Genomic DNA, 12,222 nt, shown 5'->3' with positions numbered 1-12,222 from the left:
GGGTGACCACGTCTTGACGGGGCGCGCGGCGGGGAGGAGCGTGGCTTCTTATGAGGGGCGAACCGAGTTGCCCGAAGTGTGGTGGCCGGGTCAGGGCGCCCGGTCTTTTCGCCGACTCCTGGCAGTGCGCGGCGCACGGCACCGTCCACCCCCTGCAGCCCGTGATCCCGCCGAGCGTCGAAGGCCTGGGCGTGGTGGTGAACCGGGCACAGGTGCCGGTCTGGATGCCGTGGCCGCTGCCCGTCGGCTGGCTGTTCACCGGGATCGCCTCCGCCGGTGACGACCGCAGTGGCGGTCGGGCCACCGCCGTGGCCTGCTCGGGTCCCGGTCCGCTCGGCGGCATCGGCGAGCTACTGCTGATCGCCGAGGAGCTGGGCGTCGGCCTGGGCGCGCGGTTCGCCGGCCTCGACGCCCCCGACCCGGGCCCTTTCATGAACGTCTCCGCCGCGCCGCACGCCAAGGTGGTCGCCGCCGGTCGCCCGACACCCCTCTGGCACGTCACCGGCGTCCCCGAGGACCGGGCCGTGTTCGCGGGCGAGGCGCGCGGGCTGTGGCTGTGGGCGATCGTCTGGCCGGAGCAGTCGGGCCTGCTGATGTACGACGAGCTGGTGCTGACCGATCTGCGCGACGCGGGATCCGAGGTCGAGCTGCTGCCCTGCGGAGCCCTGAGCCCGCGCATCTTGTCCTCCTGACGCGCCGCTCGCGCGGCTCGGCGCCGGGGGCGCCTCCCCGGCTTCGCGGCGTGCGCCGGACTCCGTCCGGCGGCCTGGGCGGGGGCTGTCCCGCGGCCTCCCGCGCACCCGCTCCGGTGGGGGCCGTACCGGGAAAAGCGGACGGTATCCTGGAGTGTCCCCCCGTCCGCGTGTGAACCCTGGAGTTCGGCTGTGCGCATCGACCTGCACGCCCACTCCACGGCCTCCGACGGTACGGACACCCCTGCCGAGCTGGTGCGCAATGCCGCCGGTGCGGGGCTCGACGTGGTGGCGCTGACCGACCACGACACCGTCGCCGGATACCGCGAGGCCATCTCCGCGCTGCCCGAGGGGCTGACCCTGGTGACCGGCGCGGAGCTGAGCTGCCGTCTCGACGGCATCGGCATGCACATGCTGGCGTACCTCTTCGACCCGGAGGAGCCCGAACTCTTCCGTGAGCGGGAGCTCGTGCGCGACGACCGCGTCCCGCGCGCGCGGGCCATGGTGGGCAAGCTGCGGGACCTCGGCGTGGAGATCACCTGGGAGCAGGTGGACCGGATCGCCGGTGACGGCTCCGTGGGCCGCCCGCACATCGCCGCGGCCCTCGTCGAGCTGGGCGTCGTGCGCACCGTGTCGGACGCGTTCACCGCGGACTGGCTCGCCGACGGCGGCCGCGCGTACGCCGAGAAGCACGAGCTGGACCCCTTCGACGCGATCCGCCTGGTCAAGGCGGCCGGCGGGGTCACCGTCTTCGCCCACCCCGCCGCCGTCAAGCGAGGCACCTGCGTGCCCGAGAGCGCGATAGCCGCCCTCGCGTCGGCCGGCCTCGACGGCATCGAGGTCGACCACATGGACCACGACGCCGCCACCCGCGCGCGCCTGCGCGGCCTGGCCGCCGATCTCGGTCTGCTGACCACCGGGTCCAGCGATTACCACGGCAGCCGCAAGACCTGCCGCCTCGGGGAGTACACGACCGACCCCGAGATCTACGGCGAGATCACCCGCCGTGCCACCGGGGCGTTCCCGGTCCCCGGCGCGGGTGGACGCGTACGCGGCTGACCGGCTGATCGCTGCCGCCGCCCCCTCCCCCTTCTGCCCTTTTTCGTGACACCCCTCTCCTGCAAGGCATCACTGTGCTCGATTTCGCCGTCTTCGGATCCCTCTTTCTCACGCTTTTTGTGATTATGGACCCCCCGGGGATCACGCCCATCTTCCTCGCGCTGACCTCCGGCCGCCCCGCCAAGGTGCAGCGCCGCATGGCCTGGCAGGCCGTCTGCGTCGCCTTCGGCGTCATCGCCGTCTTCGGGATCTGCGGCCAGCAGATCCTCGACTACCTGCACGTCTCCGTGCCGGCCCTGATGATCGCGGGCGGGCTGCTGCTCCTGCTCATCGCGCTCGACCTGCTCACCGGCAAGACCGACGAGCCGAAGCAGACCAAGGACGTGAACGTCGCGCTCGTCCCGCTCGGGATGCCGCTGCTCGCCGGGCCCGGCGCGATCGTCTCGGTGATCCTGGCGGTGCAGAAGGCCGACGGGTTCACCGGTCAGTTCTCCGTCTGGGCCGCGATCGTCGCGATGCACGTCGTGCTGTGGGTGGTGATGCGCTACTCGCTCGTCATCATCCGCGTGATCAAGGACGGCGGCGTGGTCCTCGTGACGCGCCTGGCGGGCATGATGCTGTCCGCGATCGCCGTCCAGCAGATCATCAACGGCGTGCTCCAGGTGATCGAGAGCGCGTAGCGCCGACCGCCGCGCATGCGAACGCCCCCGCACCGGATCGGTGTGGGGGCGTTCGGCGAATAGGTGGACGCGGTCAGTTGGACACGGTCTCAGCCGGTCGGATCAGGATGCGCTGGCCTACGGCCGCGGCCTGCTGCACGATCCGGTTGACGGAGGCCGCGTCCACGACGGTGCTGTCCACGGCAGATCCGTCGACGTCGTCCAGGCGCAGAATCTCGAAGCGCATGGGGCTTCTCCCTTCGTCAGTGTTTCTTCCTTGTACAGGGTTAACGAAGTGTAAGCCGCAAACATTCCCTACGCTAAGGAAATTTTTTCCTTGTCTAACTACTAACGGGTATCGGAGACGTCAGAGGACCCCTCGGAGCCCCGCCAGAACGCCGCCACGGCGGCCGCGGTGGCCGTCGGATCCTCGGCGTTCGGAGAGTGTTCCGTCCCCGGAACCACCACCCGCGCCGCACCCAGCCGCCGCGCCATCGCGTCCATCTCCGACACCGGCCACACCGGGTCCGACTCCCCGGACAGCACCAGCTTCGCCGTCCCGGGCGCCGCGGCGGCGAGCTCGTCGATCCGGTCCGGCTCCTCGATCAGCGCCCGGCCGGTGACCATCAGCTGCTCGGGTACGGTCCCCAGCCAGCGGGCGCGCAGGAAGGCCGCCAGGGCCGGGTCCTCGGGCGGCGCGTCGCGCGGATCCATGGCGCGCATCGCCGCCCAGATGCCCGGCATGTCGTCGCCCATCGCCTCCAGCGCCGAGATCAGCAGCTTCGTACGGCCCTGCTGCTCCGCGCAGACCGCGCCCGGGCCGCTGCTCAGCAGCGTGAGGGTGGCGTACGGGGCCGGGTCGCGGACCACGGCCGCCCGGACGATCAGGCCGCCCAGCGAATGCCCGAGCAGGTGCACCGGACCGGGCGCGCCCAGGGCGGCGGTCTGCGCGAGGACGTCCCGCGCCAGTTCCGCCAGGGCGTACGGGGCCTGCGTGCGCGGGCCGCCGCTCTCGTGCTGCCCGCGGCCGTCGACGGCGACCACCCGGTACCCGGCGGCGGCCAGCGGGCCGAGGAGGCCGATGAAGTCCTCCTTGCTGCCGGTGTAGCCGGGCACCAGCAGGGCCGTGCCGCGGGCCGGCCCGGCGGGCACGGCCTCGAGCGCGGCGAACTCGCCGCGGGCCGTGGCCAGGCGGTACGCGCGGGCGCAGGGCGGGAGCGTGAGGGTCGGCGGCTTGCTCATGGCCCGAGGTTACCGGCCCGTACGCCCGTACGGGAGCTCCGCACGGCCCCGGGTACGCCGATGGCCCCGGCCCCTCGAAAGGGGGCCGGGGCCATCGGAAGGGCGTTACGCCTCCGGGGTCTCCACCGCGGCGACGGCCTTGCGGGTCCGGGTGCGCTTCGGCTTGACCGGAGCCTCCTCGGCGACCGGAGCGGCGGCCTCGGCTGCCGGAGCCTCCGGGGCGGCGGCCGCGACCTTGCGGGTGCGGGTGCGCTTCGGCTTGACCGGAGCCTCCTCCGCCACCGGAGCGGCGGCTTCGGCGACGACCTCGGCGGCCGGGGCGGCGGCGGCGACCTTGCGGGTCCGCGTGCGCTTCGGCTTGACCGGAGCCTCCTCGGCGACCGCGACCGCGGCCACGACCGGAGCCTCGACCACGGCGACCGGAGCGGCCGGAGCCTCGACCACGGCGGCCTGCGCCACGACCTCGACCACCGGGGCGGCGGCCGGAGCGGCCGCGGCCTTGCGGGGGGCGCGGGCACGCGGGGCGCTCGAGCGGGGCGCGCTGGAACGGGGCGCGCTGGTGCGGCGCTCCCGGACCGGCTCGACCATCGGGGCCATCTGGAAGTCGGGCTCGGGCTCCACGACGAACGGGGCCAGGGGTTCCAGCGCCGTCGCGGGGGCGACGAAGGTGGCGGCCGGAGCGGCCGACCGGGTCCGGCGACGGCGCGGCTTGCGCGCCTCGTCGGCGGCCGGAGCCTCGGGGGCCGAGGCCGCCGGAGCGGCGGCGACCGGGCTGACCGCGCTGACCGGGGCGGCCTCGGTGGTCACCGGGGTCAGGAGCTCGGCGCCCTGGTCCGAGCCACTGCGGGTACGGCGGCGCTGGCGCGGGGCACGGGCGGGACGCTCCTCGGCGGCGACCGGGGCGGCGGCACCACGGCCACCGTCACGCCCACCGTCACGCCCACCATCGCGGCCGCCGCGGCCACCGTCACGACCGGAGTCACGACCGCCGTCGCGACCGCTGTCACGCCCACCGTCGCGACCGCCACGGCCACCGCGGCCGCCGGTCTCGCCCAGGTCTTCCAGGTTCTCGGCCTTCAGGCCGGCCCGCGTGCGGTCGGCGCGCGGCAGGACACCCTTGGTGCCGGCCGGGATGTTCATCTGCTCGTACAGGTGCGGGGACGTGGAGTACGTCTCCACCGGGTCGTGGAAGTCCAGCTCCAGCGCCTTGTTGATCAGCTGCCAGCGCGGGATGTCGTCCCAGTCGACCAGGGTGACGGCGATGCCCTTCTTGCCCGCGCGGCCGGTGCGGCCCACACGGTGCAGGAAGGTCTTCTCGTCCTCGGGCGTCTGGTAGTTGATGACGTGGGTGACACCCTCGACATCGATGCCGCGCGCGGCTACGTCGGTGCAGACCAGCACGTCGACCTTGCCGTTGCGGAAGGCGCGCAGCGCCTGCTCGCGGGCGCCCTGGCCCAGGTCGCCGTGGACGGCGCCGGAGGCGAAGCCGCGCTTCTCGAGCTGCTCGGCGATGTCGGCCGCCGTGCGCTTGGTGCGGCAGAAGATCATGGCGAGCCCGCGGCCTTCGGCCTGCAGGATGCGGGAGACGAGCTCCGGCTTGTCCATGTTGTGCGCACGGAAGACGTGCTGCGTGGTGTTGGCGACGGTCGCGCCCTCACCGTCCTCCGAGACGGCGCGGATGTGCGTCGGCTGGGTCATGTACCGGCGGGCCAGTCCGATGACGGCGCCCGGCATGGTCGCCGAGAACAGCATCGTCTGACGCTTCGCGGGCAGGTAGGACATGATCCTCTCGACGTCGGGCAGGAAGCCCAGGTCGAGCATTTCGTCGGCCTCGTCGAGGACGAGGGCCTTGACCTTGGAGAGGTCGAGCTTCTTCTGCCCGGCCAGGTCGAGCAGGCGGCCCGGGGTGCCGACGATGACGTCGACGCCCTTCTTGAGCGCCTCGACCTGCGGCTCGTACGCGCGGCCGCCGTATATGGCGATGACGCGGACGTTGCGGACCTTGCCCGCGGTGAGGAGGTCGTTGGTGACCTGGGTGCAGAGCTCGCGGGTCGGAACCACCACGAGGGCCTGCGGGGCGTCGGTCAGCTGCTCCGGAGTGGAACGGCCGGCCTCGACGTCCGCGGGGACGACGACGCGTTCCAGCAGGGGAAGGCCGAAACCGAGCGTCTTGCCGGTACCGGTCTTGGCCTGGCCGATGACGTCCGTGCCGGACATGGCGACGGGGAGGGTCATCTCCTGGATCGGGAAGGGGGACACAATGCCGACGGCCTCAAGGGCTTCGGCCGTCTCGGGAAAGATCCCGAGGTCTCGGAACGTAGTCAGGGTGCTGCCTCTTCTGTGAGACGCGGCGCGAGGCGGCGAAGGGGGTCGTACCGTGCCGGGCTTGCAGTACTACTACGTACGTACGAAGCTGCGCGGGACCACGAGCCATCGCTCAGGCGCTTTATGCCGCTGAGGGGGCCCCTCGTGGGAGGCGGTACGTATGAACGTACGCATCACGCCGAGGGCGGTCGGGTGGAGCCGATCGGGCCACCGACCGGGCATCCTCATTCGGATGGCCCGCCGAGTGCTCGGCAGGCGCATTACCACTGTACCCCGGAATCTCGCAGCTGTGTCGGGTGAATTCACCAGGTAGGCGCGTTTACGTGGACTGAGCAGGTGGTTCACGGTGCCTTTCGGCGAGCTATTGTGCGGTGCATGTCGACCGTTGAAAACGCATCGCCCGCCGACGAAAGCGCCCCCGCCGAGGCAGTCGGCATCGCCGCCCAGGACTGGGCCACGGCCTCCGCCTCGCCGCAGTACCGGGCCGCCGTGGTGGATCTGCTCGGTGCGCTCGCGTACGGCGAACTCGCGGCCTTCGAACGCCTCGCGGAGGACGCGAAGCTCGCGCCCACCCTCGGGGACAAGGCGGAGCTCGCGAAAATGGCCTCCGCCGAGTTCCACCACTTCGAGCGCCTGCGCGACCGGCTCGCCGCGATCGACGAGGACGCCACCGCCGCGATGGAGCCCTTCGCGAAGGGCGTCGACGACTTCCACCGCCAGACCGCGCCGTCGGACTGGCTGGAGGGCCTGGTCAAGGCCTACGTCGGCGACTCCATCGCCAGCGACTTCTACCGCGAGGTGGCCACCCACCTCGACACCGACACCCGCGGGCTCGTCGTGAGCGTGCTCGACGACACCGGCCACGGCGGTTTCGCCGTCGAGAAGGTCCGCGCCGCCATCGAGGCCGACCCGCGCTGCGGCGGCCGGCTCGCGCTCTGGGCCCGCCGGCTGATGGGCGAGGCCCTGTCGCAGGCCCAGCGCGTGGTCGCCGAGCGCGACGCGCTCTCCACCATGCTGGTCGGCGGCGTGGACGGGATGGCGGCGGGCTTCGACCTGGCGGCCGTCGGCGAGATGTTCACCCGGATCACCAAGGCGCACACCAAGCGCATGGCCGCCCTGGGCCTGGCGGCCTAGCCCGGCCCGACCGAGACAGGCCCAGACATACCCCGGCCCCCGCGCGGAACTCCGCGCGGGGGCCGGGGTCATGGGTCATGGGTCAGTGGGGCCGTCTAGCCCCTCGTCGGAACCGAAAACGGAGTCCGCACGGACGGCCTCGCAGTCCGGCCCGGGGGCCGCAGCAGCAGGGACAGGACCACGGCGGAGACCAGGGCGCCGCCGATGAAGGTCGCGAAGAGGTTGTTGTGCCCGGGGCCCAGCGCGGTGTGCGTCAGATAGGCCCCGAAGAGGGCGCCCGCCACTCCGCTCACCAGCACCACCCGCGAGGAGGGCAGCCGCGGGCCGAGCACACGGACGGCCGCCCCGGCCAGGGCGAGGCCCAGGAGAGCGGAGCCGAGCGCCTCGATCAGCAGCATGGGGGTTCCTCTCGGACGGCGGATGTACCGGGTCGTACGGGAAGCGTGTCTTACACCGGTCCTACCCGAAGCGGAGGAAACGGAAACGGCCCGGCGGAGTGGTCCACCGGGCCGTTCTCGGTACTTCTGGGTACTTCGTGATGCTCGGAGCCTCGGCTCGGAGCCCTCGGCTCAGAGCGCGCCGAAGCCGACCTTGCGCACGCTGGGCTCGCCCAGGTCGACGTACGACAGGCGCTCGGACGGCACCAGGACCTTGCGGCCCTTGATGTCCGTGAGGCTCAGCAGCGGCGCCGAGCCGGACAGGGCGGCGGTGACGATGCTCTCCAGCTCCTCGGCACTCAGGTCGCTCTCGAGCACGATCTCCCGGGGTGCGTGCTGCACGCCGATCTTGACCTCCACGGCCTTGTCCCTCCGACGGTCCGGTTCGCGCGATCAGCCGCGCCGTTACCCGGTCCACATTAGCCCGGAGAGGGGACGTGTCCGCCGCGCGTCGAAAACGCTCGCAGCGAACAGCCGCCGGTCAGACCGTCGGGGACCGCCGCGACCGGCCCGGCGAGCCGGGCCGGCGCAGGTCGGACGTCCGTCAGACGTCCGTCAGACGTCCGTCAGACGTCCGTCGGGTGCAGCGGGAAGCCGGCGATTCCGCGCCAGGCCAGCGAGGTCAGCAGCCCCACCGCGGTGTCACGGGCGACCGGGCTCTCGCTCGACAGCCAGTACCGGGCCACGACTTGCGAGACCCCGCCCAGGCCCACGGCCAGCAGCATCGACTCGTCCTTCGACAGGCCGGTGTCCTCCGCGATGACCTCCGAGATGGCCTCGGCGCACTGCAGCGAGACGCGGTCGACGCGCTCGCGCACCGCCGGCTCGTTGGTCAGGTCCGATTCGAAGACGAGCCGGAAGGCGCCGCCCTCGTCCTCGACGTACGCGAAGTAGGCGTCCATCGTCGCGGCGACGCGCATCTTGTTGTCGTTCGTGGACGCGAGCGCCGTGCGCACGGCGAGCAGCAGGGCCTCGCAGTGCTGGTCCAGGAGCGCCAGGTAGAGGTCGAGCTTGCCGGGGAAGTGCTGGTAGAGCACCGGCTTGCTGACTCCGGCACGCTCCGCGATGTCGTCCATGGCCGCGGCGTGGTAACCCTGCGCGACGAAGACCTCCTGGGCTGCGCCCAGGAGCTGGTTGCGCCGGGCCCGGCGCGGAAGTCGCGTGCCCCGCGGACGCGCTGCCTCGGTCTGCTCGATGGCTGTCACGCCGCCTCCCACTTTCTCTAGAACACAGTGCGCCTTGCGCCGCGCGGCCATCGTACTTTTCGGTAACCGAATCTGGTGGGTTCAAGCCGAGTTTTCTCGCGGTACGGACCGTCGGTTACACGCCGGACATGCTGGTCAGCGCTGGCTCAGCGGTGGCTCAGCGGTAATCGTCCTCGTCCAGGTTCACCACCCGGGTCTGCTCGGCCGCGTCCCCGGCGGAGGCTTCGCGCTGGCCCACGGGGGTGAGCGGATCGTCATCGACCGGATTCAACTCCGTGTTCTGCTCCGCCGCGTCCGCCTCGGGGGCTTCCACATCGAGGCTTTCCCGCAGCTCTGACTGGAAGGTGTCCGGTTCCGCAGGGTCGACAGTCATGGAGCACCCCTTTCCACTTCCACTTACGAGCCTAGGAGGCTCGCGCATACCCCGCTAGGCGGTTCCGCAAGCATCTGTGACCGCGAACACAAGAGGACCCGCGTGATCGTCTCGTAACATTGCCCCATGTCTTCGACCGAGCTGCCGGGTGTACGGTCCGCCGACCCCTCGTCCTCCGGCCAGTCCTCCCAGGTGGGAGCCGTGCGTCTGGCCGAAGGTGAGCAGCTGCGCACCGACCGGCTGCCGGGGCTGGAAATGAACGTACGGGTACGCCCCGCGACCCGTGCCGGTCTGCCGGCCGCGCTGTTCGTCCACGGGCTCGGCGGATCCTCGCAGAACTGGTCCGCGCTCATGGCGCGGCTGGAGGACTCCGTCGACGGCGAGGCCCTGGACCTGCCCGGCTTCGGCTGGTCCCCGCCGCCCGCCGACCGGGACTACTCCGTCACCGGGCTCGCGCGCGCCGTCATCCGCCACCTCGACGCCGCCGGACGCGGACCGGTGCACCTGTTCGGCAACTCCCTCGGCGGGGCCGTCTCCACCCGGATCGCGGCCGTCCGGCCCGACCTGGTGCGCACGTTGACGCTGGTCTCCCCGGCCCTTCCCGAACTGCGCGTGCAGAGGTCGGCCGTTCCGACCGCGCTGCTCGCCGTGCCCGGCATGGCCGGGGTCCTGGACCGGCTCACCCGCGGCCTGAGCGCGGAGCGGCGCACCCGGGGGCTGACGGACCTCTTGTACGGAGACCCCGCGCGGGTGAAGCCCGAGGTGTTCGAGGCGGCCGTCGAGGAAATGGAACGGCGGCTCGCGCTCCCGTACTTCTGGGACGCGATGACCCGTTCCTCGCGCGGCATCGTCGACGCGTACACCCTCGGCGGGCAGCACGGACTGTGGCGCCAGGCGCAGCGGGTGCTCGCTCCGACGCTGCTGGTCTACGGTGGCCGGGACCAGCTCGTCTCGTACCGTATGGCGCGCAGGGCCGCCGCGGCCTTCCCGGGTTCGCGGCTGCTGTCCCTGCCGGAGGCGGGACACGTGGCGATGATGGAGTACCCGGACGTGGTCGCGGCCGCCTTCCGGGAGCTGCTGGCCGCCGGCGCGGGCAGCGTGAACGGCGCGAACACCGTGAAGACCGTGACCACCGTGAATACCGACGAGGACGGCAAGGGCTGAGGACGTGGGACGACATAGTCGCAAGGAGCCCGGCCGGGCTCCCGGCCCCGGCTCAGGCCATCCGCAGCCGGCCGAACAGGCCGGCGCCCGGGCCGCCGCCCCGGCCCCGGCCGGGTGGGCCGAACCGGCCGCCGCCCCCCGCGGGCAGGCGGCCCCGCCGCGCCGCGAGCCGGTGTCCGGCGTGCGCGGCGGCCATCCCGAACAGCACGAGCCCGGCGGAGCCTGGGGCGCGAGCGCCGGTACCGGTGTGACCTACGGGGACTGGCGCGGCGTCCCGCGCACCCCGGTCCACGACGGCCCGGTCCACGACGGCCCGGTCCACGACGGCCAGGTGCACGGCGGCCCGGTCCACGACGGCCCGGCCTATGACAGTCAGGCCTACGACAGCCCGGCCTACGGAACTCCGGTCTACGAGGCCCCGGTCTACGAGACCCCGGCCTTCGGTACCCCCGCGGTCGGCTTCCCGCAGGTCGGCATGGACGCGCCGATGACCGCGACGGGTTCGCACCGCGCGGTCCCCGTCGCCGAGGACCTCTTCACCGCGACCGGTTCGCACCGCCGGATCCCGGTCCACGAGGACGTCTTCGCCACGACGGGCTCCTTCCGCGCGGTCCCGGTCGCCGAGGACGCCTTCACCGCGACGGGTTCGCACCGTGGTGTGTTCCCGGCAGCCGGGGACGTCTTTCCCGAGGACGCCTTCACCGCCAGTGGGTCGCACCGCCGGATCCCCGCGCCGCGCGCGCCGGTCGTCGCCCCCGTAGAGGAGGCGCCGGAGGCGCCGCCCGCGGCCGGGCGGTCCGGCAAGGGCCGTACGTACGCCGGGATGGCCGCCGCGGCCGTCACCGTCGCCCTCGCCGTCATCGTCGCGGGCCAGGCGGCCTCCGAGAGCGACAGCGGCAAGAACACCGTCCGCGCCTCCGACGAGGGCAACAGCCACACCGCGCAGGGCAACTCCGCCGCCTCCCGCTCCGACGACCGGCCCACCCCGGACGCCTCCGCGGCGCTCAAGGCCGCGCCGGAGCTCACGTACGACCAGAAGATGGCGCAGCAGTTCCCGATCGACGGGAAGCTGAAGGGCCCCGGTGCCTTCGACACCGTGCCCGGCGTGGCGAAGGCGCCCGGCAAGGGGAAGGTGGTCCGCTACCGCGTCGACGTGGAGCAGGGACTCGGCCTCGACGCGCAGCTGTTCGCCGAGGCCGTGCACCGCACGCTGAACGACGACCGGAGCTGGGGCCACGGCGGTACGAAGACCTTCGAGCGGGTGCCGGGCGGCGAGGCCGACTTCGTGATCACCCTGGCCAGCCCCGGGACCACGGGCGTCTGGTGCAAGAAGTCCGGACTCGACACCACGATCGACAACGTCTCCTGCGACTCCGCGTCGACCGACCGCGTGATGATCAACGCGTTCCGCTGGGCGCAGGGTTCGGTGACCTTCGGCGCGGACCAGATGTTCGCCTACCGCCAGATGCTGATCAACCACGAGGTCGGCCACCGGCTCGGCCACGGCCACGTGAGCTGCCAGACACCGGGCGCTCTCGCCCCGATCATGCAGCAGCAGACGAAGTCCCTGGACATCAACAACATCCACTGCAAACCCAACCCCTGGGTGTATCCCGGGAATTGATCAATCGCTTTGACAAATTGTTCGATGGTCGGTCATTGTTCTCCGCATGTCGCACATTCACACCACCACCGCGAGCGCCGCCATTGAGCTGGCGCTCCTTGGTGTGACCGCGCACAGCGTGGCCGACATCCTCTGTCGCTGACGCCTCCCTGAGCGCGCGACGTCTCTTTCCCGATCGTTTTCACGATCGTTCCGCCGCGCCCGGGGCTTCCAGCCCGCAGGTGCGGCTTCTTCCGTTCTTCCGTCCCCGCCGTCGGCACGCCGCCGACCGCCCCGACGTGGACCGCTGCCCCTCGCGTGGCCCTTTC

General features: G+C 72.2%; 14 protein-coding genes. 7 read left to right on the top strand and 7 right to left on the bottom strand.

The genetic code is table 11. The annotated features are described in order from the left end of the window. The first annotated feature begins 50 nt into the window (after positions 1-50). The 3 genes from OG730_RS14905 to OG730_RS14895 all read left to right on the top strand — a co-directional run bounded on the left by OG730_RS14905 (position 51) and on the right by OG730_RS14895 (position 2,431). The gene (locus OG730_RS14905; protein WP_327304698.1) at positions 51-692 is read left to right on the top strand and encodes a DUF6758 family protein; all 642 of its coding nucleotides are present in this window, start codon (positions 51-53) and stop codon (positions 690-692) included. Between the two features lie 192 nt (positions 693-884). Next, entirely contained in the window at positions 885-1,751 is an 867-nt protein-coding gene (locus OG730_RS14900) for a PHP domain-containing protein (RefSeq protein WP_327304697.1), read from the top strand. Positions 1,752-1,825: 74 nt separating this feature from the next. Further along, positions 1,826-2,431, top strand: coding sequence for a MarC family protein (locus tag OG730_RS14895; protein ID WP_327304696.1), 606 nt, complete (start codon positions 1,826-1,828; stop codon positions 2,429-2,431). Positions 2,432-2,504: 73 nt separating this feature from the next. Here OG730_RS14895 and OG730_RS14890 read toward each other — a convergent pair whose 3' ends face one another. The 3 genes from OG730_RS14890 to OG730_RS14880 form a co-directional block, all read right to left on the bottom strand. Continuing rightward, on the bottom strand, positions 2,505-2,657 hold the full coding sequence (locus tag OG730_RS14890) for a DUF8834 family protein (RefSeq protein WP_243335969.1): 153 nt from the start codon (positions 2,655-2,657) through the stop codon (positions 2,505-2,507). Positions 2,658-2,758: 101 nt separating this feature from the next. After that, positions 2,759-3,652 (bottom strand): alpha/beta fold hydrolase, encoded by an 894-nt coding sequence (locus tag OG730_RS14885; protein WP_327304695.1) that lies wholly within the window; start codon positions 3,650-3,652, stop codon positions 2,759-2,761. A 105-nt stretch (positions 3,653-3,757) separates the two neighbouring features. Next, positions 3,758-5,887 (bottom strand): DEAD/DEAH box helicase, encoded by a 2,130-nt coding sequence (locus tag OG730_RS14880; protein ID WP_327304694.1) that lies wholly within the window; start codon positions 5,885-5,887, stop codon positions 3,758-3,760. Between the two features lie 465 nt (positions 5,888-6,352). On the opposite strand from OG730_RS14880, the gene OG730_RS14875 reads away from it, so the two are divergent. Beyond that, positions 6,353-7,111 carry a ferritin-like fold-containing protein gene (locus tag OG730_RS14875; protein ID WP_327304693.1) on the top strand — a complete coding sequence of 253 codons (759 nt, stop codon included), beginning with the start codon at positions 6,353-6,355 and terminating at the stop codon, positions 7,109-7,111. A 95-nt stretch (positions 7,112-7,206) separates the two neighbouring features. Here the strand turns inward: OG730_RS14875 and OG730_RS14870 are convergent, their stop codons facing one another. The 4 genes from OG730_RS14870 to OG730_RS14855 all read right to left on the bottom strand — a co-directional run bounded on the left by OG730_RS14870 (position 7,207) and on the right by OG730_RS14855 (position 9,126). Next, positions 7,207-7,509 carry a hypothetical protein gene (locus OG730_RS14870; RefSeq protein WP_327304692.1) on the bottom strand — a complete coding sequence of 101 codons (303 nt, stop codon included), beginning with the start codon at positions 7,507-7,509 and terminating at the stop codon, positions 7,207-7,209. Between the two features lie 171 nt (positions 7,510-7,680). Then, complete coding sequence (locus OG730_RS14865) at positions 7,681-7,908, bottom strand: DUF3107 domain-containing protein (RefSeq protein ID WP_250741766.1); 228 nt, start codon at positions 7,906-7,908, stop codon at positions 7,681-7,683. Between the two features lie 206 nt (positions 7,909-8,114). Next, complete coding sequence (locus OG730_RS14860; RefSeq protein ID WP_266880971.1) at positions 8,115-8,753, bottom strand: TetR/AcrR family transcriptional regulator; 639 nt, start codon at positions 8,751-8,753, stop codon at positions 8,115-8,117. A gap of 157 nt (positions 8,754-8,910) precedes the next feature. Next, positions 8,911-9,126 carry an Rv3202a family protein gene (locus OG730_RS14855; protein WP_327304691.1) on the bottom strand — a complete coding sequence of 72 codons (216 nt, stop codon included), beginning with the start codon at positions 9,124-9,126 and terminating at the stop codon, positions 8,911-8,913. Between the two features lie 126 nt (positions 9,127-9,252). On the opposite strand from OG730_RS14855, the gene OG730_RS14850 reads away from it, so the two are divergent. The 3 genes from OG730_RS14850 to OG730_RS14840 are packed head-to-tail and all read left to right on the top strand — an operon-like array spanning position 9,253 to position 12,056. Further along, on the top strand, positions 9,253-10,290 hold the full coding sequence (locus tag OG730_RS14850) for an alpha/beta fold hydrolase (RefSeq protein WP_327304690.1): 1,038 nt from the start codon (positions 9,253-9,255) through the stop codon (positions 10,288-10,290). A 4-nt stretch (positions 10,291-10,294) separates the two neighbouring features. Next, a complete protein-coding gene (locus OG730_RS14845) occupies positions 10,295-11,914 on the top strand; it encodes a DUF3152 domain-containing protein (RefSeq protein ID WP_327304689.1) in 1,620 nt (539 codons plus the stop codon). Between the two features lie 46 nt (positions 11,915-11,960). Beyond that, entirely contained in the window at positions 11,961-12,056 is a 96-nt protein-coding gene (locus OG730_RS14840) for an Ms4533A family Cys-rich leader peptide (RefSeq protein WP_327304688.1), read from the top strand. The last annotated feature ends 166 nt before the right edge of the window (positions 12,057-12,222 follow it).

This window comes from Streptomyces sp. NBC_01298 (assembly GCF_035978755.1).
Taxonomy (GTDB): domain Bacteria; phylum Actinomycetota; class Actinomycetes; order Streptomycetales; family Streptomycetaceae; genus Streptomyces.
This window is presented reverse-complemented; position numbering and strand designations above follow the sequence as displayed.

Excerpts from the sequence above, each read along its gene's own strand:
- OG730_RS14905 (WP_327304698.1), top strand. The coding sequence starts at position 51 with ATGAGGGGCGAACCGAGTTGCCCGAAGTGTGGTGGCCGGGTCAGGGCG.
- OG730_RS14890 (WP_243335969.1), bottom strand. The coding sequence starts at position 2,657 with ATGCGCTTCGAGATTCTGCGCCTGGACGACGTCGACGGATCTGCCGTG.
- OG730_RS14885 (WP_327304695.1), bottom strand. The coding sequence starts at position 3,652 with ATGAGCAAGCCGCCGACCCTCACGCTCCCGCCCTGCGCCCGCGCGTAC.
- OG730_RS14880 (WP_327304694.1), bottom strand. The coding sequence starts at position 5,887 with ATGACCCTCCCCGTCGCCATGTCCGGCACGGACGTCATCGGCCAGGCC.
- OG730_RS14875 (WP_327304693.1), top strand. The coding sequence starts at position 6,353 with ATGTCGACCGTTGAAAACGCATCGCCCGCCGACGAAAGCGCCCCCGCC.
- OG730_RS14870 (WP_327304692.1), bottom strand. The coding sequence starts at position 7,509 with ATGCTGCTGATCGAGGCGCTCGGCTCCGCTCTCCTGGGCCTCGCCCTG.
- OG730_RS14855 (WP_327304691.1), bottom strand. The coding sequence starts at position 9,126 with ATGACTGTCGACCCTGCGGAACCGGACACCTTCCAGTCAGAGCTGCGG.
- OG730_RS14850 (WP_327304690.1), top strand. The coding sequence starts at position 9,253 with ATGTCTTCGACCGAGCTGCCGGGTGTACGGTCCGCCGACCCCTCGTCC.
- OG730_RS14840 (WP_327304688.1), top strand. The coding sequence starts at position 11,961 with ATGTCGCACATTCACACCACCACCGCGAGCGCCGCCATTGAGCTGGCG.